This window comes from Algoriphagus sp. (genome assembly GCF_029254265.1).
Lineage (GTDB): Bacteria > Bacteroidota > Bacteroidia > Cytophagales > Cyclobacteriaceae > Algoriphagus.
The window spans coordinates 25185-49722 of record NZ_JAQWXX010000110.1; the positions used below are offsets into that span (position 1 = coordinate 25185).

Here is a 24538-nt window from a genome sequence, read left to right on the forward strand (position 1 = left end):
ATTAGTCTTTCTGACCTTTAACTTTAGCAATTACAGTTTCTGCAATGTTATTTGGAACTGGCTCGTAGTGAGAGAACGTCAATGATGCCGTTGCTCTACCTGAAGTAATTGTTCTCAAATCGGTAATGTAACCGAATAACTCTGACAAAGGAACTGCAGCTCTTACTACTGAGGATGTACCTTTTGTATCCATACCTTTCATAAGCCCTCTTCTTCTGTTCAAATCACCGGTAATTGGACCAGTGTATTCGTCAGGAGTCACTACATCAACAGACATAATTGGCTCAAGCAGTTGAGGCTTACATTTCTTAGCTGCATCTTTAAAACCAATTCTTGCCGCAAGTTCAAAAGAAAGCGCATCAGAATCGACGTCGTGGAAAGAGCCATGGAACAATCTCACCTTCATAGATTCAATTGGGTATCCTGCAAGAGGTCCGTTTTTCATACTCTCGGCAAATCCCTTTTGAATAGAAGGAATGAATTCTTTTGGAATTACACCACCTACGATACCATTGACGAAGTCAAGACCTGGCTTGATTTCTCCAGTCTCAGGATCAGGATCTTTAGGACCAAGTTCGAATACGATATCAGCAAATTTACCTTTACCACCTGTCTGCTTCTTGTAAACCTCTTTGTGCTCTACTGAGCCAAATAAAGCCTCTTTGTAAGCAACCTGAGGAGCACCTTGGTTGATCTCAACTTTAAACTCTCGCTTCAATCGGTCAATGATGATATCAAGGTGAAGTTCTCCCATACCTCTCAAGATAGTCTGACCAGTCTCGTGATCAGTATTTACTTGAAGTGTAGGATCTTCTTCTACTAGCTTGGCGATAGCCATACCTAGTTTATCTACATCTGCTTGAGTCTTAGGCTCAATAGCATAACCGATAACAGGCTCTGGGAAAACCATTGATTCCAATACTACTTTACGCTTTTCGTCACAAAGTGTATCACCTGTCTTAATGTCTTTGAAACCAACAACGGCTCCAATATCACCTGCTACTAGTCTCTCGATCTGATTTTGCTTATTCGCATGCATTTGGAATACACGAGAGATACGCTCTTTATTTCCTGATCGGCTATTGAATACATAAGAACCAGATTCCAGAATTCCAGAATATGCTCTTACGAAGCAAAGACGACCAACGAAAGGATCGGTAGCAATTTTAAATGCCAAACCAGTAAATGGCTCTTTTTCGTCAGGAGAGATTCTAACTTCCAACTCTTCGTCCTCACGGTCATGAGCGATGATATCATCCTTGTCCAGTGGTGAAGGAAGAAGTTCCATCACTAGGTCAAGCATAGTTTGTACACCTTTATTTTTGAAAGAAGAACCGCAAACCATAGGGACAATTTTCATGTCGATAGTTGCTTTTCTCAATGCGCTTAGAATTTCTTCTTCAGTAATTGAGTTTGGATCTTCGAAAAATTTCTCCATCAAAGACTCGTCGTAGTCAGCAACTGCTTCTAGCAAATGCTCTCTCCACTCTTCTACTTCCTCAATCATGTCTTCTGGAATCGGGACTTCGTTGAAAGTCATTCCAAAGTCATCTTCGTTCCAAACAATAGCCCGGTTGTTGATCAAATCAACTACTCCACGGAATTTATCTTCTGCCCCTATCGGGATTTGCAAAGGAACAGCATAGCTTCCAAGCATTTCCTTTACTTGCTTACACACCTCAAGGAAGTTAGCTCCTGCACGGTCCATTTTGTTAACGAATCCGATCCGAGCTACTTTATAATTATCAGCTAATCGCCAGTTGGTCTCAGACTGTGGTTCAACACCATCCACAGCACTGAACAGGAAAACCAGACCATCCAATACTCGAAGAGAGCGGTTCACCTCTACAGTGAAATCCACGTGACCTGGAGTATCGATGATGTTTATTTGATATTTTTGATCTCTGTAGTTCCAAAAAACTGTTGTTGCTGCAGAAGTGATCGTGATTCCACGCTCTTGCTCCTGTGCCATCCAGTCCATTGTAGCCGCTCCATCGTGAACCTCACCAATTTTGTGAGATACACCGGAGTAAAAAAGGATACGCTCAGTGGTAGTGGTTTTACCAGCATCAATGTGCGCAGCAATGCCTATGTTTCTTGTATATTTTAAGTCTCTTGCCATCCTAATTAAAATCTAAAGTGTGAGAATGCTTTGTTAGCCTCAGCCATTCTGTGTGTATCATCTTTTTTCTTCACTGCAGCACCTTCGCCTTTTGCACCGGCAATGATTTCTCCAGCAAGACGATCCATCATAGTCTTCTCACCTCTTTTTCGAGCATAGTTGATCATCCACTTGATTCCAAGGGCCATCTTTCTTTCAGGTCGGACTTCCATTGGAACTTGGAATGTAGCACCACCAACTCTACGACTCTTCACCTCTACGGATGGAGCAATATTGTTAAGCGCTTTTTTCCAAACTTCAAGACCATTCTCACCTACTTTGGATTCTACCTTCTCTACTGCATCGTAGAAAATGTTGTAAGCAATACTCTTCTTCCCATCTACCATTAGACAGTTCACAAACTTGGTTACCAAGGTATCATTGAACTTTGGATCAGGAAGAATATATCTCTTCTTTGGTTTCGCTTTTCTCATTTCTTTTGAATGTTTTGATTATTTCTTTTTTGCCGGAGCAGCTGGAGCACCCTTACCTGCTTTCGGTCTTTTAGCACCATACTTAGAGCGACCTTGCTTACGGTCTTTTACTCCTGCAGTATCAAGTGCACCTCGGATGATGTGATATCTCACACCTGGTAGATCCTTCACACGACCACCTCTGATCAATACGATCGAGTGCTCTTGTAGATTGTGACCTTCTCCAGGAATATAAGCATTCACTTCTTTTCCGTTTGTCAATCTCACCCTAGCCACTTTACGCATCGCGGAGTTAGGCTTCTTAGGGGTTGTAGTATATACTCTGGTACAAACTCCTCTTCGCTGTGGACATGAATCCAGAGCTCTTGATTTAGATTTGGTTTCCAGTGTAGTTCTACCTTTTCTTACTAATTGTTGAATAGTAGGCATTAACTGATAAAATTTAGTTTTCCTGTAAACTGTTAAATTTTGGACTGCAAAGGTAATGAACTTAATAAAAGGAACAAACTTAGGAAGTTATATTTTTATCAAGCCTCTCCTGGAGTCCCAAAACTTATTGGGAATTGAGGGGCTCCACCGGATTGGTTAATCTTCCTGAACGCGGCCTCATACTTTTCTATGTTATCCTTTAATGCTGCCAAAAGTCGCTTTGCATGCTCAGGAGTTACAATTACTCGTGATTTCACTTTAGCTTTGGGAACACCCGGCATAAGTCGGATAAAATCTATAACAAACTCAGAATTGGAATGAGCGATCATAGCCAAATTAGAATAAACACCTTCAGCAACTTCTTCAGATAGCTCAATATTGATTTGTTGATTTGCTCTGTTTTTTTCTTTCTCGTCTTCCATAGTATTTGATTAAAAAAGGCCTGTACGAATACAGGCCTTTCCATTCATATTTAAACCCTATTAAAGGATAGCTTCACTGGTTCTCTTAGAGTTACTTCTCTCGATACTATCAGATAGCTTATCGTATTCCTCCTGAGATCCTACAATAATGGACTGAAGTCTTCTTTGACCAGTACCAGCAGGGATCAAGTGACCTACAATTACGTTTTCTTTCAAGCCTTTAAGCTCATCTCGCTTACCTCTGATGGCTGCCTCAGAAAGCACCTTGGTGGTTTCCTGGAAAGAAGCTGCTGAGATAAAGCTTTCAGTACCCAAAGAAGCTGCAGTGATACCTTGCAAGGTTGGCTTAGAAACTGCTGTCTCTGCATCTCTTACTGTCACCAGTTTAAGATCCTTACGCTTCAAGCTCGAATTCTCATCTCTTAGTCTTCTTGCAGAAATGATCATTCCTGGCTTCAATGTAGAAGATTCACCAGCGTCCATTACTACTTTCTTATCCAAGATATTGTCATTTTCCTCACGGAAAGCCCACTTATCAACTACTTGATTTTGAAGGAATCCGGTATCACCAGCATCAAGAATTTCAACTTTCTGCATCATTTGGGATACAATTACCTCAATATGCTTATCGTTAATTTTCACACCCTGAAGGCGGTAAACTTCCTGAATCTCATTCACCAAATACTCCTGTACAGCAGTTGGTCCTTTGATCGATAGAATATCATTTGGAGTGATTGCACCATCTGACAATGGCTCACCAGCTCTGATAAAGTCATTCTCCTGAACCAAAATATGCTTCGAAAGAGATACCATGTATTTCTTTATAACACCATCTTTAGATTCAATGATAATTTCTCTATTACCTCTTTTGATTCCTCCGTAAGTTACTACACCATCGATTTCAGATACCACAGCCGGATTGGATGGATTTCTTGCTTCGAAAAGCTCTGTTACTCTAGGAAGACCTCCAGTAATATCTCTGGTCTTACCGACTGATCTTGGGATTTTCACCAAAATCTGTCCAGCTTTTACTTTTTCACCAGCTTCAACAGCTAAGTGAGCTCCAACTGGAATGTTATATCCTTTTGATTCATCACCATAATTGACAAGAATCGCAGGGTTTTTGGTTCTATCTTTTGTATCAATGATTACCTTCTCACGGAATCCAGTCTGATCATCAGCAACTTCTTTGAAAGTTACTCCTTCCACGATTGCATCAAATTCGATTTTACCATCGAATTCAGATAGGATTACCGCGTTATAAGGATCCCACTTACAAAGTGACTCACCTTTAGCGATTTTTTGACCATCCTTAACATTAAGGATAGCTCCATAAGGAACGTGATTTGAAACTAAAGTTTTTCCAGTTTTGGAATCATTAATTTTGATTTCACCAGATCTACCCATAACAACAGAAAGGGGTTCACCTTCTTTGTTGGTTGTTTCTAACCATCTCAATTCTTCGTCAAACTCAACCACACCTTCAAACTTTGCAAGAACAGAAGCTTCAACAGCCATGTTCGAAGCAGTACCACCTACGTGGAATGTTCTAAGTGTAAGCTGAGTACCTGGCTCACCAATAGATTGAGCTGCAATAACACCTACAGACTCTCCTTCTTGAACCATGTTACCAGTAGAAAGATTTCGACCATAACACTTAGCACATACTCCTCTACGAGTTTCGCAAGTCAATACTGATCTGATCTCTACTTCTTCGATTGTTGACTCATCTACGATACGAGCTACTTCATCATCGATTTCAGAACCAGCTTCAACGATCAATTGATCAGTAACTGGATCATACAAATCATGTACAGAAACTCTTCCCAAGATTCGCTCAGAAAGTGGCTCAACAATCTCGTCGTTGTCTCTTAATGGCTGAACGATCAATCCTCTCAATGTTCCACAATCATCTTCAGTGATAATCATATCTTGTGCAACATCCACCAATCTTCTGGTTAAGTATCCAGCATCGGCAGTTTTCAATGCAGTATCAGCAAGACCTTTACGTGCACCGTGTGTTGAGATGAAATATTCCAATACATCCAGTCCTTCTTTGAAATTAGAAAGAATTGGGTTTTCGATGATTTCACCAACAGAACCTTGAAGGTTTTTCTGTGGCTTAGCCATCAATCCTCTCATACCTCCCAGCTGACGAATCTGTTCTCTAGAACCTCTAGCTCCAGAGTGCATCATCATGTAGATCGCATTGAAACCTTGCTTATCCTCTTCCATCTGCTTCATAAGATTGTTAGTCAAATGAGAGTTGGTTCGAGTCCAGATATCAATTACCTGGTTATATCTTTCATTGTCTGTAATCAGACCCATCAAGTAGTTATTCCAAACCTGATCAACCTCTTCTTTTGCTTTCGCAATCATTGGTTCTTTCTCAGCTGGAATAATTACGTCGTTCAATCCCATTGACAAGCCACCCTTATATGCCATTTGGAATCCAAGGTTCTTGATGTCATCAAGGAATTGAGCCGTACGGGCCATTCCGCAAACTTTAACTACTGTTGCAATAATTTGCTGAAGTTTTTTCTTAGTCAATAGCTCATTTACATAACCTACCTCATCCGGTACAAACTGATTGAAAATCAATCGGCCTGCTACCGTATCAATGATTTGACTAGTAATAGTACCCTCAGCATCTCTGACGTTTACTTTACACTTGATATTTGCATGCTTGGAGATTTTCTCCTCATTCATTGCAATTATCACTTCTTCAGTGCTGTAGAATGTCATTCCTTCACCAGCCACAGGCTCCTCAGGAGTAGATTTCTTTCCTTTGGTCACATAATAAAGTCCCAAAACCATGTCCTGAGATGGTACCGTGATCGGAGCACCATTGGCAGGGTTAAGGATATTATGCGAGGAAAGCATTAAAGTAGAAGCTTCCAATATTGCTTCATGTCCAAGCGGTACGTGAACTGCCATTTGATCACCGTCAAAATCGGCGTTAAATGCAGTACACACCAATGGATGAAGCTGGATTGCTTTTCCTTCGATCAATTTTGGTTGGAAAGCTTGGATACCCAATCTGTGAAGAGTTGGAGCACGGTTTAGAAGAACTGGATGTCCTTTCAACACATTTTCCAAAATATCCCAAACTACCGGATCCTTACGATCAACAATTTTCTTGGCTGATTTTACGGTCTTAACAATTCCTCTTTCAATCAGTTTCCGGATGATAAAAGGCTTGAAAAGCTCAGCTGCCATATTTTTAGGAAGACCACACTCGTGAAGCTTCAATTCAGGACCTACTACGATCACCGAACGTCCGGAATAATCCACACGCTTTCCGAGCAAGTTTTGACGGAATCGACCTTGCTTACCTTTCAACATATCAGAAAGAGACTTCAAGGCACGGTTTCCATCGGATCTTACCGCATTTACTTTTCTAGAGTTATCAAAAAGTGAATCTACAGCTTCCTGAAGCATTCGCTTTTCGTTTCTCAAAATCACCTCTGGCGCTTTGATATCAATCAATCGCTTCAAACGGTTATTTCTAATGATTACTCTTCTATAAAGGTCATTTAAATCAGACGTCGCAAAACGACCTCCATCCAAAGGAACTAATGGACGCAATTCTGGTGGAATCACTGGAACCATACGAACAACCATCCACTCAGGGCGGTTTTCAATTCTGGTTCTTGCATCACGGAAAGCTTCTACTACTTTAAGTCGCTTTAAAGCTTCCGCCTTACGCTGCTGAGAAGTATCTGTGGCCGCTTGGTGTCTTAATGAATAAGACAAATCATCCAGGTCAATTCTAGCTAAAAGCATCTCTAGAGCCTCAGCCCCCATTTTAGCAATAAATTTATTTGGATCCTCATCATCGAGCATATGGTTTTCCTTAGGGAGCTTGTCCATAATGTCCAAATACTCGTCTTCAGTCAAGAAGTCTAGATATTGCACTCCCTCTTCTGCTTTGATACCCGCCTGAACTACTGCGTAACGCTCGTAGTAAACAATCTGATCAAGCTTCTTAGTAGGCAATCCTAATAGGTAGCCAATTTTATTTGGAAGTGATTTGAAATACCAGATGTGAGCAACTGGAACAACCAATTCGATATGGCCCATTCGCTCTCTTCTTACTTTCTTTTCAGTAACCTCTACACCACAACGGTCGCAGATAATACCTTTATACCTGATGCGCTTGTACTTTCCGCAATGACATTCCCAGTCTTTGACTGGACCAAAGATTCGCTCACAGAACAAACCACCCATTTCAGGTTTGTAGGTTCTGTAGTTGATTGTCTCTGGCTGGGTCACCTCACCATTTGAGCTATCCAGAATTGATTCTGGAGAAGCTAGGCTGACAGTGACTCTTGAAAAATCATTGTTAAGTTTTTTATTTTTTCTGAACGCCATAGTTTTTTGAAGATATGTAAAGGGCTCTTGCGAGCCCTAATTCGCTTAATTAATCTAGAGTAATTTCAAGAGCCAAACCTCTCAACTCATGAACCAATACATTGAATGATTCAGGAATATTAGGCTTAGGAAGGTTTTCACCCTTCACAATAGCTTCATAAGCTTTTGCTCTACCGATTACGTCATCAGACTTCACAGTCAAGATCTCTTGCAGTACGTGAGAAGCACCGAATGCTTCCAACGCCCAAACTTCCATTTCACCGAATCGCTGTCCACCAAATTGAGCTTTACCACCCAACGGTTGCTGCGTAATCAATGAATATGGCCCGATAGATCTTGCGTGCATCTTATCATCAACTAGGTGACCAAGTTTCAACATGTAGGCTACCCCAACTGTAATTGGCTGATCGAATTTCACTCCAGAAAGACCATCATAAAGATAGGTTCTTCCGTAAGCTGGCAATCCTGCCAATTCCAATTCTGCTGACACTTCTTCTAAGGTAGCTCCATCGAAAATAGGTGTAGCATACTTCTTACCTAGCTTCTGACCCGCCCAAGCGAGTACTGTTTCGAAGATCTGTCCGATGTTCATTCGAGAAGGTACACCAAGCGGATTCAATACGATATCCATAGGAGTTCCATCCTCTAAGAATGGCATATCTTCGTCTCTTACGATACGGGCTACAATTCCCTTATTACCGTGACGACCAGCCATTTTATCACCTACTTTAAGTTTACGCTTCTTAGCGATATAAACTTTAGCAAGTTGTACAATTCCGGCAGGAAGCTCATCTCCAACTTCAAGCGTAAATCGCTCTCTTTTAAAGTTACCGCTGATCTCATTTCTGGAATTGACAAAATTCTTTACAAGTTGAGAAACCAAAGTATTGGTGTAATCATCTTTAGTCCAGTCATCAAGAATGATATCTGCAATGAGGTTAGCCTCTTCAGGAACGTTGTAGTTACTCTCATCTCTATAAGGATTTTTAGCAGGGAACAAGTTATTTTCAATGTTTTTAGCATTGAACTTTGTTCCTTTAGAGATGATCTCATCTCCAAATTTGTGCTTCACTCCCTGAGAAGTTTTACCATCCAGAATAGCTACAAGCTTATTTATCATTTTAGCCCTAATAGACAAAAGATCTCTAGAGTACTTTGCTTTCAGTTTTTCAACTTCAGCTTTAGCTTTAACCCGAACATCTTTATCCTTTTTAGGTCTTGAGAATAGTTTGGTCTCTATCACTACACCATTCAAGGATGGAGAAGCTTTCAAAGAAGCATCTTTCACATCACCAGCCTTATCTCCAAAGATTGCTCTTAGTAGTTTTTCTTCCGGTGTAGGATCAGTTTCACCTTTAGGAGTGATTTTACCAATTATGATATCACCTTCCTTCACCTCGGCTCCGATGCTGATTACACCATTTTCATCAAGGTTTTTGACAGCCTCCTCAGAAACGTTAGGGATTTCAGAAGTTAATTCCTCCTCACCTCTTTTTGTATCTCTTACCTCAAGCTGAAATTCTTCTACGTGGATAGAAGTGAAGACATCTTCACGCACAACTCGCTCGGAGATCACAATCGCATCCTCAAAGTTGTAACCCTGCCAAGGCATGTATGCTACTTTTAGGTTTTTACCTAAAGCAAGTTCACCTTCATTGGTAGAATAACCTTCAACCAAAACTTGACCCTTCTTGATCTTATCGCCCTTTAATACTAAAGGAGTTAAGTTGATGGTTGTATCTTGGTTTGTTCTTCTAAACTTAATCAAATCATAAGATTTGTATTCGTCAGTGAAATTCACCAATAACTCATCTTCAGTAAGATCATATTTGATGACGATTTTACGAGCATCTACATAATCTACGACACCATCAGCTTCCGCAATTATCAAAGATCTTGAGTCAACCGCAGCTTTAGCTTCCAGACCAGTTCCTACAATAGGAGCCTCGGCTTTAAGAAGTGGAACTGCCTGACGCTGCATGTTTGATCCCATCAAAGCTCTGTTCGCATCATCATGCTCCAAGAATGGAATAAGTGAAGCTGCTACAGATACAATTTGGTTAGGAGCTACGTCCATATAAGTAATCTCAGAAGGTTCCAATACAGGGAAATCACCTTCAAATCTTGCTTTTACTTTCTCATTTATGAACTTTCCAGACTCATTCAGAGGAGCGTTTGCCTGAGCAATGTTATGATCATCTTCCTCTTCTGCAGTTAGGAAAACTATATCCTCAGCCTTCATTCCAGCTTTTCCATCTTTCACTTTTCGATAAGGAGTCTCAAGGAATCCCATGGAATTCACTTTTGCGTGAACACAAAGCGAAGAGATCAATCCAATATTTGGTCCTTCAGGAGTTTCAATAGTACAAAGACGTCCGTAGTGCGTATAGTGAACATCTCGTACCTCAAATCCTGCTCTTTCTCTTGAAAGTCCACCTGGACCCAAAGCTGAAAGTCTTCTCTTATGGGTTAATTCAGCCAATGGGTTGGTCTGATCCATAAATTGAGAAAGCTGATTTGTTCCGAAGAATGAGTTGATCACTGAAGAAAGTGTTCTTGCATTAATCAAATCTACAGGCTTGAAATCTTCGTTATCTCTAACGTTCATTCGCTCACGAATCGTCCTTGCCATTCTAGCCAAACCAACTCCGAACTGACTGTAAAGTTGCTCACCAACTGTCCGCACTCTTCTATTGCTAAGGTGATCAATATCATCGACTACCGCTTTAGAATTGATCAAACCGATCAAGTACTTTACGATGTAAATAATATCTTCTTTGGTCAATACAATTTTTTCTGGATCAATATCAAGACCAAGCTTTTTATTGATTCTATATCGACCAACTTCACCAAGATCATATCTCTTATCCGAGAAAAATAAACTGTGAATCACCTCTCGAGCTGTAGATTCATCAGGAGCCTCAGTATTTCTTAACTGACGGTAAATTACTTCTACAGCTTCTTTTTCGGAGTTGGAGTTATCTTTTTGTAGTGTATTATAAACGATTGAGAATTCAGCTACATTGACATCTTCTCTATTAAGAATAATGCTTTTAGCACCTGAGTCCAAAATCATTTCAATATCTTCTTCAGTAAGGACAGTATCCCGCTCAAGTAAGACTTCATTTCTATCGATTGAAACTACCTCCCCAGTATCCTCATCAACAAAATCCTCTACCCATGTTCTAAGAACACGTGCAGCAAGCTTTCTACCAGCTACTTTTTTCAAAGCTGCTTTTGTAGTAGCTACTTCCTCAGATAAACCGAATAGATCAAGGATATCCTTGTCAGTTCCATATCCAATTGACCTTAGTAAGGTAGTTACAGGGAATTTTTTCTTACGATCAATATATGCGTACATGACATTATTAATGTCTGTAGCAAATTCAATCCAAGATCCTTTGAAAGGAATAATTCTTGCAGAATATAATTTCGTACCATTGGTATGCTTACTCTGTGCAAAGAACACACCCGGAGAACGGTGAAGTTGAGATACAATAACTCTTTCTGCGCCATTGATTACAAATGAACCTTTTTCCGTCATATACGGAAGATTACCCAAGAATACTTCTTGTTCTATTGTCTCGAAATCCTCATTATCCTCATCATGACAAAGCAATCTGAGTTTTGCTTTCAATGGAACGGAGTAGGTCAAGCCACGGTCTATGCATTCGCCAACACTATATTTTGGAGGGTCTACTGCATAATCAATAAATTCTAGAGTAAAATTCTCTCTGGAATCACTTATTGGGAAGTTTTCTGCGAATACTTTAAATAAGCCGTCTGCCCGGCGTTTTTCGGCAGGAGTATCCAACTGAAAAAAGTCTTTGAACGACTGCAGCTGAATATCTAGAAAATCCGGATAGTCTTTGACCACCTTAATGGAGGAGAAACTTTTCCTTTCGGTTTGATTCTTGATAGCCAAGGTAGTATATGTTTATGGTGAAATTAATTAGCGAAATAAGTCAATTTTCGCTTGGAATAATGCAATTTAGTACCTGTGCATAAACAGGAAAAGACCTGACTAAAATAGTCAGGTCTTAGGTGCTGAGCCTCGACCTAGAAGTCTCGGCTTAGCAAATTATTTAATCTCTACTTCAGCACCAGCTTCTTCCAAAGACTTCTTCAAGCCTTCAGCTTCGTCTTTTGCTACGCCTTCTTTAAGTGCCTTTGGAGCTGAATCTACTAGATCCTTTGCTTCCTTAAGACCAAGACCAGTTAATTCCTTAACAAGTTTAACAACTGCCAGCTTAGATGCACCAGCTGCTTTCAAGATTACATCAAAAGATGTCTTCTCTTCTTCAGCTGCAGCTTCTCCAGCACCAGCTCCGCCACCTGCAACTACTACTGCACCAGCAGCAGCAGGCTCGATGCCATACTGATCCTTAAGAATATCTGTCAATTCTTTAACTTCTTTTACAGTCAAGTTTACCAACTGATCTGCAAGTTGTGTAAGATCTGCCATTGTATTTGAAATTTAATTTTTTGTTTGAATGATTTTTTAAGTATTATTTTTCTTCTCTTTCTGCAAGCGTTTTAAGCACTCCGGTCAAATTGTTTTGACCACTTTGCAATGCAGAAAGAAGGTTCATTGCTGGAGATTGTAGCAATCCAATTAGATCGCCAAGCAATTCCTGCTTTGACTTTAGCTTAGACAGCATTTCAAGGTTAGCGTCACCAATGAAAACATCAGTATCAATAGCAGCACCCTTAAAAACTGGTCTAGTCTCTTTTTTGCCTATTTTTTTTCTGTAATCCAACAACAAATTTGCTGGTAAATTACTTGTCTCTTTTGAGAATAAAATTCCAGAGAATCCTTTCAATGCCTCTGATGATAACTTTGAATAGTCAGCATCCAAGTTTTCCAAAGCTTTTGCGATAAGAGTATTTTTGTACACTTTGTACTCAATACCTTTTTCGAAACATGCTCTACGGAATGAATTGGTCTGTGCAACAGAAAAACCTGAAGCATCAGTAATGTAGAAGAAAGGGGTTTCTTTGAACTTCTCAGTAAGACCGTCGATTATTACTTTCTTTTCGTCTCTAGTCATGATTAAATACCTTGAATGCTACCCTTGTCTACTGCAATTCCAGGAGACATTGTACTGGATAAATATATACTCTTGAAATACGTTCCTTTAGATGAAGAAGGCTTCAGCTTAGAAATAGTAAGGATCAATTCTTTCACGTTTTCCTGAATTTGCTCAGGTGAGAAAGAAACTTTACCAATACCGGCATGGATAATTCCAAATTTATCAACTTTGAAGTCGATCTTACCAGCTTTTACTTCTTTTACAGCTTTAGCTACATCTAGAGTAACTGTTCCTGATTTAGGGTTAGGCATAAGACCGCGTGGTCCCAATACTCTACCCAATCTACCTACCTTCGCCATAACGTTGGGCATAGTGATAATGACATCAATGTCAGTCCATCCGCCTTCGATTTTCGCGATGTAGTCGTCCAAGCCTGCGTAATCTGCACCTGCTTCGGTTGCTTCAGCTACTTTATCAGGAGTACAAAGCACCAATACTTTGATGTCTTTGCCTGTACCATGAGGAAGGGCTACTACACCTCTTACCATTTGATCAGCCTTACGTGGATCTACGCCCAAACGAACGTTGACATCTACCGAAGCGTCAAATTTTGCCAATGATATTTCCTTCAAAATAGAAGAAGCTGCCTCAAGGGAGTACACTTGGCTTGGGTCGTACTTAGAAAGAGCTTCTTTTTGCTTTTTTGTTAACTTAGCCATTGTTTTTTGTTTATACTTCCCAAGGGGCTTTACCAGATACTGTGATACCCATGCTTCGTGCTGTCCCTGCTACCATTTTCATGGCAGACTCGACTTTGAAAGCATTAAGGTCAGGCATTTTTACCTCTGCTATCTCTCTTACCTGATCCCAGGATACAGAGCCTACTTTCTTACGGTTTGGCTCAGCAGATCCGCCTTTGATCTTTGCAGCCTCAAGCAGCAAATTAGCTGCGGGAGGTGTTTTTACTACAAAGTCAAAAGACTTATCAGAGTAGATGGTAATCAATACCGGAAGCACTTGACCCATTTTATCCTGGGTACGTGCATTGTATTGCTTACAAAACTCCATGATGTTCAGACCCTTGGAACCAAGAGCCGGACCAACTGGAGGCGACGGGTTTGCCTGGCCACCTTTCACCTGTAGTTTTAAATAACCAGTGATTTCCTTAGCCATTGCTTAGTCTTGTTTTTCTACTTGTATAAAGTTTAATTCTACAGGAGTATTTCTTCCGAAGATTTTGACCATAACATTCAATTTCTTCTTCTCTTCAAATATCTCCTCTATTGTCCCGGTAAACCCACTGAATGGACCGTCCATTACTTTAACGGTTTCTCCAACTATAAATGGTGTATCCAGTTTCTCAGCAAACTCATCAATTTCTTCAACCTTACCTAAAATACGATTGATTTCTGACTGACGTAATGGCTCAGGGGTTTTGGAAGCTCCCCCGGAGTTTGAACCTAAGAAACCGATTACTCCCGGAATACTTGTTATTACGTGATTGGCTTCACCATTCGAAAGATCTGCATGGACTAATACGTAACCAGGAAAGAAGTTTCTCTCCCTAACACGCTTTTTACCATTCCGCATCTCATATACCTTCTCAGAAGGAATTAACACGTCAGGAATAAATTCCTCAATCTTCTCTCTGTAGATTTCATTCTCCAGATAGGTTTTAGTCTTTTTTTCCTGTCCCGCTACTACTCTGAGTACGTACCACTTATGTTCAGCCATTCTGTAATGTCAATTCAATTAGAATAAATCATAAAACCATTTCATGATATTCTCAAATCCCAAGTCAATAACACCTATAAAAAGTGCAAAAATTAGGGAAGCTACCAATACCAATACTGCGCTATTTTGAAGAAATGAATATTTAGGCCATGTGACCTTATTTTTCATTTCATCATAAGACTCCAGAACAAAGTTTTTCAGATTCATAGTGTACTTACTTATTGGCACGGGCAGAGAGATTCGAACTCCCATCAACGGTTTTGGAGACCGCTATTCTGCCGTTGAACTATGCCCGTGTGAATGAAAGCTCCGCTAATGGGAACGCAAAATTAGGGAAAGATCTCTTAAGAAACAAATGCGACCCCAAAATAATTAGGGTCGCATTGTTTATCTTATAATCAATTTTGATTAATCAAGAATCTCAGTAACCTGACCAGCACCTACTGTTCTACCACCTTCACGGATCGCAAAACGAAGTCCTTTCTCAAGCGCTACTGCTGAAAGAAGATTTACTTCAATCGTTACGTTGTCACCTGGCATTACCATTTCAACGTTTTCTGGAAGAGTGATCTCACCAGTTACGTCAGTTGTTCTTAGGTAAAACTGAGGTCTGTATCTGTTGAAGAATGGAGTGTGACGTCCACCTTCTTCTTTTGAAAGAACGTAAACTTCAGCTTTGAAGTGTGAGTGAGGCTTCACAGACCCTGGCTTACAGATAATCATACCACGCTTAATTTGTGATTTTTCAATACCTCTAAGCAATAGACCTACGTTATCACCCGCTTCACCTCTGTCAAGAATCTTACGGAACATTTCAACACCAGTTACTGTAGACTTCAAGCCTTCAGCTCCCATACCGATGATGTCTACCGCCTCACCAGAGTTGATTACACCTCTTTCAATTCTACCGGTTGCTACAGTACCACGACCTGTGATCGAGAATACGTCTTCAACTGGCATCAAGAAATCTTTGTCGATTGCTCTTTCTGGAAGTGGAATGAAGCTATCTACAGCGTCCATAAGTTCCATTACAGTGTTAACCCACTTTTCTTCACCATTCAATGCACCAAGTGCAGAACCAGCGATTACAGGGATGTTATCACCATCAAATTCATAGAATGAAAGAAGTTCTCTGATCTCCATCTCCACAAGCTCAAGAAGCTCAGGATCATCAACCATATCAACTTTATTCATGAATACCACTAGTTGAGGTACACCAACCTGGCGAGCCAGAAGGATGTGCTCTCTAGTTTGAGGCATTGGTCCGTCAGTTGCGGCTACCACTAGGATAGCGCCATCCATTTGAGCGGCACCAGTTACCATGTTTTTTACGTAATCAGCGTGTCCAGGGCAATCTACGTGAGCGTAGTGTCTCTTTTCAGTTTGATATTCCACGTGAGAGGTGTTAATGGTGATACCTCTTTCTTTTTCTTCCGGAGCGTTGTCGATAGAAGAGAAATCTCTTAATTCAGACAGACCCTTTGAAGCCAATACCGTAGTAATGGCAGCAGTCAAAGTAGTTTTGCCATGGTCTACGTGTCCAATCGTACCGATGTTAACGTGCGGCTTGGAACGGTCGAATTGTGCTTTTGCCATGCGTGAAAATCCTCAGTTTAAGTTTAAAGATATATTTAGTTAATTATTAAAGCCGATTTGAGCCAACGACGGGAATTGAACCCGTGACCCCTTCCTTACCAAGGAAGTACTCTACCCCTGAGCTACGTCGGCTTAGACCCTCATGCTTTCCTCATTACTAAGAAAAACACAGAGCGGGAGACGAGGCTCGAACCCGCGACCTGCAGCTTGGAAGGCTGCCGCTCTACCAACTGAGCTACTCCCGCTTGTATCCGGCTAAGCCGAATTTTTTTTGCAATGCAAAATTAGAAAAAAATTTCGCATTAAAGCAATGGTGTGGGGGAAACAGGATTCGAACCTGTGAAGACATAAGTCAACGGATTTACAGTCCGTCCCAGTTGGCCGCTTTGGTATTCCCCCTTTTTTAATGTCAAATTCCCTGCGATTAAACAGGCGTACCTTTCGTAACGGATGGCAAAATTATAGGCTTTTCCCAAAGATTCAAAACATGGTTTTCAAATTTGATGATATTTTACATTAATAATTTACAAGCTATTAGAAATCAACGGCTTAATTTTCAGATTTTATGGCTTCTAAAAAATACTGGTAATACATTTTTAATTCTGAGTCAGTTTCTAAGGCTGCTAGCCTAGACAATTCCTTTACAACAGCCTCTTCATCTGTGAAAGCAAGTAGTGCCTGAAAGGCTCCCAATCGAATAAATGATTTGGAATTTCTTTCCATTATTTCAAAAAGCTTTACAATAGCTTCTGATTTCCCTTCTTCTGGAAAACGGCTAAAATACTCCCCATAATAGCCAAGAAAAAAATATAGTCCTTCTCCTGACAAGCTACTTAGTTGGAATTGAAACCATTCCCCTTTTCCTTTTACAGGATTTATGATGTAAAAATCCGCCATTGGAATTACAATCCTGAAATTTGTTTCTGAAGCAAACCGCTCTAAAAATTCCTCTTCCAAATCAATCCCTTCCGCCATTAATCCCATTAAGGCTGATCCTGCGACTAAATAAGAACTGTCATTGGACAGCATCTTAAATAAACTTTGGTATTTCACTGGATTATATTCTGCTAAAACATCGATAGCACCTGCTCTTACTGAGTTTTTCAGATCCTTTTCAGCCATTGAGTAAATCAAATCTTCCAAGTCAGCATTTTGATCTAACCAAGATGTATTTCCTTGCAAGATTCTCAATCCGGACTCTCTGATAGCCCAGAAATCATCTGAAATGGCTTGACTAATAATGATTCCCAATTCCTCAAGTGCTTCTTTGGCCATCAGGCTATCCAAAGCTTCATAGCGGGCAATCCCAACCTTTGAAATTTGAAATTGCTGACGGTATTCTTCTGCACTTTTTTCAATAACTACTGCTGCCAAAAGATTTTTTTTCTCGTCGAAAAATACCTGATCTACCGATTCTCCAACTTCTAGAACAAATTCCTGATTGGCTTTATTTAAAAAAAACTTTTTGGAAAATCTATTTTCATTGGCATACCAACTAATCTCGATTGGCAGCTGAAATAATGGAAATCTTTCCAAATCCTGAGTTTGAGAAACCGAAATCAAAATATTTTTTGGCTCTGAATAATCGACCTTCACAGTAAGTTCAGGATGGCCTTTATCCAAAAACCATTGATTGAAAAACCAATTTAAATCCAGCCCACTGACTTTTTCCATAGCCAATCTTAGGTCATGAACTTCTACACTTTGAAAGGCATGAGTGGTCAAATAGATATTCAAACCTTCATAAAAAACTTCCTTTCCGAGAAACTCACGAAGCATATGCAAAATGAACCCTCCTTTTGAATAGCTATGGGAATCAAACATATCCTCATCATCAGCATATTGAAACCGAATTAAATCCACTTTTTTTAATTCCGCCTCAGCAAAATAGTTTTCTGTTTCGGCAATCAATTTGAGTTTAGCCTGATCTTCTCCGTACTTAAATTCATTCCAAAGAAATTCGCTGTAATTCGCAAATGCTTCATTTAAAGTGAGGTTTGACCAGGATTCCGCAGTGACATAATCGCCAAACCATTGATGAAATAACTCATGTGCAATGATATAATCCCACTCCGAATCAATTGCTTCGCGCTCTGTCAATCGTAATTCTTCCATGAAAATAGAAGCAGTAGTGTTTTCCATCGCTCCAGAAACGAAATCCCGAACTACTACTTGATCATATTTTGGCCAAGGAAATCTTACACCCGTTAAATCAGAAAAGAAACCGATCATTTCCGGAGTGTTTTCAAAGACTTTTTCAGCCCCTTTTTCAAAACCTTTTTCTACAAAATACCCTAAATCAATACCTTCCCAACTGTCTTTTACTTTACCAAAATCTCCTATTGCAAAGGCAGCTAAATACGGGGCATGAGGCAGCTTCATTTCCCAAGAATCTACTCGTAATCCATTTCCTAATTTCTGTTGATGGACCAATTCGCCATTGCTAATGGTGATCAAAGAATCAGGTACCACCAAGTTAATTTTCTGAGTAAAACGTTCATTCGGGTGGTCAATTGTGGGAAACCATTTGGAATTATGCATGGTTTCTCCCTGAGTCCATATCATTGTTGGTTTACCTGGAATGGTGTCCAAGGGATCAATAAAATAAAGTCCTTTTGTGTCAGTGATCGCTTCACTCCCTGTTCCGGGATTTCGGTTGGGGAAAGCGATGTATTTTAAGACTATTTCAAATGTGTCTTTCTCAGTCAATTCTTCGGGTAAATTGATGGTTAATTCCTGTCCATCATAGCTAGAATCAAGTGACTTCTTCTCTTTTCCTCTGGTATATATTATTTCATCGACTTCAAAATCTTGAGCATTTAAGAAAAGTGTTTTTTGAGGATATTTAAACGGCTTGATCAGCAGTTCTGCCTTCCCGATGACTGTTTGATTTTGATAGTCAAACGCCAAGTCTAGCGTGGTATGTATTATATCGAAGGCCCTTGGCTGAGAGGCTCTGTAGGATTCAATCTCAAATTCCTTTTTCAATTGAATTTGCTCTATCTCTTTCAGATTATTCTCAGAGGATGTCCAGTTAACTGGTACATTAACAGTCTCTTCTTGAATATCTTGTGGGTTTTGAATGATAGAATTTGATTTACAGGAAAAAAAACCCGCTCCCATTAAAATGATAAATAAAAAAGGGGAGAATTTCGATGGAGATTGAGGCATTAAGTCGATTTGTTTCATATGATTATAATTTTTCTTTAAGGCCACATAGCCTGTCCGGTTCCGATTTTTATCGGGATCGGGAGAATCTCGCATTTCAGATATTTTTCCCTGTATGTGAAGTTCTCGTTATGCTCGATTTCATATTGATAGCTAAAGAAAACAGCCTCCTTTGAAAGGAAATTGTATATTCGACTTCAAATTAACAGGAATGTTTACAGTTATTAATCAAAACACCAGCTATTCGGTGGAAAAAACCGATGAGCAGCTTGCCGTGAATGGTAAGCCCATCCTTTGGGACTTAAGATGGATTTCAGATCGCAGAGTACATCTAATATTTCAAAACAAATCAATCGAAGCTGAACTTCTGGATTTTGACAAAGAATCCAAAACAGTGCAGATTAGAATAGGAACGAAGATGGCGACACTCCAACTGAAAGACAAGAACGATTTGTTGCTTGAAAAATTAGGAATGAACATAGCCTCCTCCTCAGCCTTGAAAGATATCAAAGCGCCAATGCCAGGCTTGATTTTGGATCTGAAAGTTAAAGAAGGCGATGAGGTGAAAAAGGGCGATATCGTCTTAATTCTTGAGGCAATGAAAATGGAAAATATCATCAAAGCTCCTGGAGATGGGAAGGTGAAATCGGTAAAAGTAAATTTGAAGGACAGCGTGGAAAAGAATCAGGTTTTGATTCAATTTTAATTTTTGCCTAGCATAATGAATTGAAGAAATTATATTTGGTGGATTATTTGATTCCAATCGGTTATCTGATTTGTCTTTTTAGATCGATGACTTTTTCAATTAATCGACAAAAACAGCCTGAATTCAACAAATAAACAAATGAAATCGAGCATGACTACAAAGTCACACACTGGATTGCCCCGATATTTACAGGGGAAGCCATGCGAGATTCAATGTGACCAAAAAAAACAATTATAAACAAATGAAATACAAGCGAATATTGCTCAAACTCAGTGGCGAAGCTCTAATGGGAGAAAAGAACTACGGTATCGATCCCAATAGGCTTCAACAATACACCCAAGAAATCAAAAAGGTGAAAGAAATGGGAGTGGAGATTGCAATCGTCATTGGAGGAGGCAATATTTTCAGAGGCGTGCAAGCTGAAAAATCAGGAATAGACCGTGTACAAGGCGACTATATGGGTATGCTTGCAACTTTGATCAATGCGATGGCACTCCAAAGTGCACTTGAGCAAGGTGGAATGTACACCAGATTGATGTCTGGAATCAAGATCGAAAGTGTCTGCGAACCTTTCATCCGCAGGAGAGCAATTCGGCACTTGGAGAAAGGTCGAATCGTGATCTTCGGCGCCGGAATAGGCAACCCTTACTTTACTACAGATTCAACAGCAAGCTTAAGAGCAATTGAAGTAGAAGCTGAAGTTGTCCTGAAAGGTACCCGTGTTGATGGAGTTTATACTGCAGATCCAGAAAAAGATCCCACCGCTACGAAATATGACACCATCTCTTTTCATGATGTGTATGAAAAGAACCTAAACGTAATGGATATGACAGCTTTTACACTTTGTCAGGAGAACAATCTTCCTATTATCGTTTTTGATATGAATAAAGATGGAAACTTAAGTGAATTAATAAAAGGAGAAAAAATAGGAACGTTGATCACTTCATAAGAATAAAATCATGGAAGAAATCGAACTATATCTTGACGAAGCACAAGAATTGATGCAAAAAGCGGTTGATCACACCGCTGCAGAATTAGTAAAAATCAGAGCAGGAAAGGCAATGCCAAATATGCTAGACGGCATAATGGTACAGTACTATGGAGCACCAACTCCTTTGAATCAGGTATCTTCTGTCAATACACCGGATGCAAGAACTTTGGCTATTAAGCCATTTGAGCGGACGATGATTTCAGAAATAGAGAAGGCCATTATCAATTCAGATTTAGGCTTAGCTCCTCAAAATAATGGAGAGATTATTATCCTGACTATCCCTGCGTTGACAGAAGAGCGAAGAATTTCCCTTGTGAAGCAGGCAAAGCATGAATGCGAAGAAGGAAAAATATCTTTGCGTACCGTCCGCAAAAACACCAACGATGAATTAAAAAAGCTTCAAAAAGATGGCGCATCGGAAGATGACATCAAGCGGGCTGAAGAGAAAGTTCAAAAATTCACAGACAGCTATTCAGTGAAAATTGACGAGCTCCTGGCGAAAAAAGAAATCGATATTATGAAAGTCTAATCTTTCACATAAAACTTGAAAGAGGCAAACAATCACTTGTTTGCCTCTTTTTTTTAATTTACCTGAATGAAAGTGGCTACTCCGAACCTCGCTCCTCCTCGGAGGTAATTCCCATTTTCAAAACCAGCCCCGAATTCAACTCGGAAAATCCGAAAGAGATTATCCAAGGAATAGCCAATTTCCCAATAGTGTGGGGAGTTTTCAGTTTTGAGATAGTTGAAAAAGATATTTTCTCTTACCCCGGAAAATCGAAGCATAGGAAGTTGTGTGAGCAGGAATTTTCTAAACTGATAATGGACTATACCGGAAAAATAACTTGAATTGGTACTGTACTTATAATAATCCATAAACCGGTAATTGGAAGCAGGTCCGAAGTTAGAGAAGACTGTCCGATTACCCCCAAAGTGCTGAAAATCAGGAAAAAACACCTGGTTATTATTTAAGAATGTTCCAGCAGTAACATTGAAGTCGAGCTTTCCACTTACTCCGAAATTATAATCATGTTTAAAACTCATGGAAACATGATCAAAATCTGAGGCATTCCCATCTCTTCCAAAAACATTTCCAAATGCCTTTCGATAGGTAAATTCTACCAAAGGAGAACGATCCGTTAAAGCGTATTTTCTACCGTTCCGAATTCCATACCGAATGCCAGGTCTCCATTCGATCGATGCTACTAATTTTAGACTTTCATGATTCACAAAGGAATTATCAGTTGTTTCTACATTTTCTGGTTGATTAGGCGTGTATTCCCGCTCTGGTTTATTGTAAAAACTATAATCTGAAGCATTAAATAATTGTCTTCGGTTTGCATAAGTTAACGTAGCTCGATAGGTGAAACCATAATTCACCCGATGGGCCCAATATGTCCCGGCAAAGTCCTGCTCAAAAAGCTTCATGTAATTTTGCCTAAAAAGCAAGGAGTAAAATGCATTCACTTGCTCATTAATGGGTTCTTCGGCATTAAATTGATAAATATAACGTCCGCCTCTAAAGCCAAAAGTAGTTCCAGACAGAGGTAAGGTATTTGACCAGCGGAAATCTACTTTTCCATAAAATCGATTACTTGAAAAACCATAGCGAAGCTCAGGCTCTATGTTGAAACTTTTACGAAGGACAGTGACACTATCCGCCTGCTTAATACTTTGACTTTTTCGGTAATAAAGTCCCATTCCTACTTTCCATCCTTCCACAGTATTAAAAGACATTTTGGTCCAGTTTTGATTAAAACCAATGGACACTCCCTTTCCAAAACTATAAGAACCACCATTCATGAAATCCAATGGCTTTAATTTCCTCCTGGCTTTTTTGGCCACAGAATCTACCTCGCTCACCTTAGCGGCTTCAATGGTTGCCAAACTGTCATCTCGGGAATAACCTTCGATTTCCTTTTCTGTAAGAGGAACTGGACGAATACTGTCCCAATAAGCCTGATTGTATTTCTTGGCCATGGAATCTACTTCATAATAACTTTCTACAACTACATCACTGTTTTCACGCTCTTTTAGAGACTCTTTTTCATACTCATTCAACAGCTTTCGATATTCCTTTCGGGTCATGGGTTCTTCCGTAGAAAGCTGCTCCAAGGCAGAGACTGACTTTTTAAAATCAGCTGCTTCTGCAGGTACTTCTTGAACCTTTTCATCGATGATTTCAGGCACTTGCTCAAGATCCGGATTAAGTTCAATCTCATACTCCCTTGTCGAAGCCAAGTATTTGAAATCTCCTTCAAATCCAAAAATCTTTCCTCCGAATTTATATTGGTGAGTGAGGGGCATCCATACATTTTCGGCCACCGGGGCATATTGCTGCGTAGCTTGAATCTGAAATCCGAGGTATGAGGTCTGAAGGTTTAAGCTATGAATCGCCCATAAGTCTTCAATAATGTAGATATAGCCCTCAAAGACCTGCTCTCCAGGTGACCTTGGAGTGACTTTGATTTTACTAACCAAAACATCTTGATCAAAGAAACTCCCTTCATACTTGAATCTATAATATTGGAAAGCTGCCCTAGAAAGTGGTGAGATAATATCATTGATTTTCTCCTGATAGAAACTGGTCTGGATGTAAGGTGCAGGCGATGTACTTTGATTATCTCCATTAGTACGAATTGAGATCACTTTTTCCTCTACTTTATTCGGTTGGGTAAAAGTGATCCTGGACACTGATTCTGAGGTATAGGATTCATTCAGGTTTAAACCTTCTTTTTCCAAAGTCTTTTTCAAGAAAAAAGGCGCGTCCGTGAGCTGACCAGTTCCCTTAAGGTAAACGGTCATGGAATATTTCTGAATTTGTAGCCTATGATACTTTGCCTTTGCAATTGCCTTTCGCATGATGGTCAAGGCGGGATCTTCAGCACCAGCGTTGACTTCAACTGTCCCTAGGGTATAAATCTGCGGATCTAATTCAAAATTCAGTTCTTTCCAGCTTTCATCAGTAATGATGACTGTTTCCACTTTTGACTTGTACCCGAGGTATTGAACCAAGACATCATAAACCCCCTTTTTCAACCTAAACTCATACTTCCCTTCTTCATTGGTTGGCACACCATCCCCTAGATTTCGGATATAAACCGAGGCATAAGGAAGCGGTTCACCTTCATTTGTTATGACTTGACCTCTTATGCCCTGTGACATGGCAGAGTTAAAAAATGAGATAAAAAGAAAAAAACCAAATAGTAGAAAAACCTGATTATATAGTTTGGTCATTATGAGTTTACTTGTTTTATATAAAGATGCAGATAGTAACGATTGAGTTGCACGAGCGGTTTTGAAGAATTTTATGAATGCAGGAAACAAGGTTTGAATGATAGATGAAAATATTAATGACAATCCCGAGCAAAAACGAAATTCACTAAAACTAAATTATCTAAAATAATTACCCTTCTGTAATGGACTTTGTTAAATTTTTTAAAAATGTTTAAATCAAGAGTTTATGAGACTTTTTCAAAAAGGGGAAAAT

18 protein-coding genes and 4 tRNA genes are annotated in these 24538 nt (G+C 39.7%); 3 read left to right on the top strand and 19 right to left on the bottom strand.

The features are described 5' to 3' along the window. Position 1: 1 nt before the first annotated feature. The 18 genes from fusA to P8O16_RS16935 all read right to left on the bottom strand — a co-directional run bounded on the left by fusA (position 2) and on the right by P8O16_RS16935 (position 19372). Positions 2–2122, bottom strand: a complete 2121-nt coding sequence (gene fusA / locus P8O16_RS16850) for an elongation factor G (RefSeq protein ID WP_300316584.1) — start codon at positions 2120–2122, stop codon at positions 2–4. A gap of 5 nt (positions 2123–2127) precedes the next feature. Continuing rightward, positions 2128–2595, bottom strand: coding sequence for a 30S ribosomal protein S7 (gene rpsG / locus P8O16_RS16855; RefSeq protein ID WP_075349318.1), 468 nt, complete (start codon positions 2593–2595; stop codon positions 2128–2130). An 18-nt stretch (positions 2596–2613) separates the two neighbouring features. Then, positions 2614–3024 (bottom strand): 30S ribosomal protein S12, encoded by a 411-nt coding sequence (gene rpsL, locus P8O16_RS16860; protein WP_075349317.1) that lies wholly within the window; start codon positions 3022–3024, stop codon positions 2614–2616. 98 nt (positions 3025–3122) lie between these two features. After that, the gene (locus tag P8O16_RS16865) at positions 3123–3446 is read right to left on the bottom strand and encodes a DUF3467 domain-containing protein (protein WP_300316585.1); all 324 of its coding nucleotides are present in this window, start codon (positions 3444–3446) and stop codon (positions 3123–3125) included. A gap of 60 nt (positions 3447–3506) precedes the next feature. Then, complete coding sequence (rpoC, locus tag P8O16_RS16870; RefSeq protein ID WP_300316586.1) at positions 3507–7820, bottom strand: DNA-directed RNA polymerase subunit beta'; 4314 nt, start codon at positions 7818–7820, stop codon at positions 3507–3509. Positions 7821–7869: 49 nt separating this feature from the next. Beyond that, positions 7870–11745: a DNA-directed RNA polymerase subunit beta gene (rpoB, locus tag P8O16_RS16875; protein WP_300316587.1), complete on the bottom strand. Its 3876-nt coding sequence runs from the start codon at positions 11743–11745 to the stop codon at positions 7870–7872. A gap of 156 nt (positions 11746–11901) precedes the next feature. After that, entirely contained in the window at positions 11902–12285 is a 384-nt protein-coding gene (gene rplL / locus P8O16_RS16880) for a 50S ribosomal protein L7/L12 (protein WP_300316588.1), read from the bottom strand. A 43-nt stretch (positions 12286–12328) separates the two neighbouring features. Continuing rightward, positions 12329–12871: a 50S ribosomal protein L10 gene (gene rplJ / locus P8O16_RS16885; protein ID WP_300316589.1), complete on the bottom strand. Its 543-nt coding sequence runs from the start codon at positions 12869–12871 to the stop codon at positions 12329–12331. Between the two features lie 2 nt (positions 12872–12873). Beyond that, on the bottom strand, positions 12874–13572 hold the full coding sequence (gene rplA / locus P8O16_RS16890) for a 50S ribosomal protein L1 (protein WP_075349311.1): 699 nt from the start codon (positions 13570–13572) through the stop codon (positions 12874–12876). Between the two features lie 10 nt (positions 13573–13582). After that, the gene (gene rplK, locus P8O16_RS16895; protein WP_075349310.1) at positions 13583–14026 is read right to left on the bottom strand and encodes a 50S ribosomal protein L11; all 444 of its coding nucleotides are present in this window, start codon (positions 14024–14026) and stop codon (positions 13583–13585) included. Positions 14027–14029: 3 nt separating this feature from the next. Then, positions 14030–14587 carry a transcription termination/antitermination protein NusG gene (gene nusG, locus P8O16_RS16900; protein ID WP_075349309.1) on the bottom strand — a complete coding sequence of 186 codons (558 nt, stop codon included), beginning with the start codon at positions 14585–14587 and terminating at the stop codon, positions 14030–14032. Between the two features lie 18 nt (positions 14588–14605). Beyond that, positions 14606–14794, bottom strand: a complete 189-nt coding sequence (gene secE, locus P8O16_RS16905; protein WP_075349308.1) for a preprotein translocase subunit SecE — start codon at positions 14792–14794, stop codon at positions 14606–14608. A gap of 15 nt (positions 14795–14809) precedes the next feature. After that, a tRNA-Trp gene (locus P8O16_RS16910) sits at positions 14810–14883 on the bottom strand. A gap of 112 nt (positions 14884–14995) precedes the next feature. Further along, positions 14996–16183: an elongation factor Tu gene (gene tuf, locus P8O16_RS16915; protein ID WP_075349307.1), complete on the bottom strand. Its 1188-nt coding sequence runs from the start codon at positions 16181–16183 to the stop codon at positions 14996–14998. Positions 16184–16243: 60 nt separating this feature from the next. Then, positions 16244–16315: transfer RNA gene (locus tag P8O16_RS16920), tRNA-Thr, on the bottom strand. Positions 16316–16355: 40 nt separating this feature from the next. Continuing rightward, positions 16356–16428 (bottom strand) — tRNA-Gly (locus P8O16_RS16925). 71 nt (positions 16429–16499) lie between these two features. Next, a tRNA-Tyr gene (locus tag P8O16_RS16930) sits at positions 16500–16582 on the bottom strand. Positions 16583–16732: 150 nt separating this feature from the next. Beyond that, entirely contained in the window at positions 16733–19372 is a 2640-nt protein-coding gene (locus P8O16_RS16935; RefSeq protein ID WP_300316590.1) for a M1 family metallopeptidase, read from the bottom strand. Between the two features lie 190 nt (positions 19373–19562). Here P8O16_RS16935 and P8O16_RS16940 point away from each other — a divergent pair, with 190 nt between their 5' ends. From P8O16_RS16940 to frr, 3 genes are all read left to right on the top strand, one after another. Beyond that, positions 19563–20057 carry a biotin/lipoyl-containing protein gene (locus P8O16_RS16940; RefSeq protein WP_300316591.1) on the top strand — a complete coding sequence of 165 codons (495 nt, stop codon included), beginning with the start codon at positions 19563–19565 and terminating at the stop codon, positions 20055–20057. Positions 20058–20298: 241 nt separating this feature from the next. Further along, positions 20299–21006, top strand: a complete 708-nt coding sequence (gene pyrH, locus P8O16_RS16945; protein ID WP_300316592.1) for a UMP kinase — start codon at positions 20299–20301, stop codon at positions 21004–21006. Between the two features lie 10 nt (positions 21007–21016). After that, positions 21017–21577 (top strand): ribosome recycling factor, encoded by a 561-nt coding sequence (gene frr / locus P8O16_RS16950; RefSeq protein WP_300316593.1) that lies wholly within the window; start codon positions 21017–21019, stop codon positions 21575–21577. A 53-nt stretch (positions 21578–21630) separates the two neighbouring features. Here frr and P8O16_RS16955 read toward each other — a convergent pair whose 3' ends face one another. After that, positions 21631–24285, bottom strand: coding sequence for a DUF5686 and carboxypeptidase regulatory-like domain-containing protein (locus tag P8O16_RS16955; RefSeq protein ID WP_300316594.1), 2655 nt, complete (start codon positions 24283–24285; stop codon positions 21631–21633). Between the last annotated feature and the right edge of the window lie 253 nt (positions 24286–24538).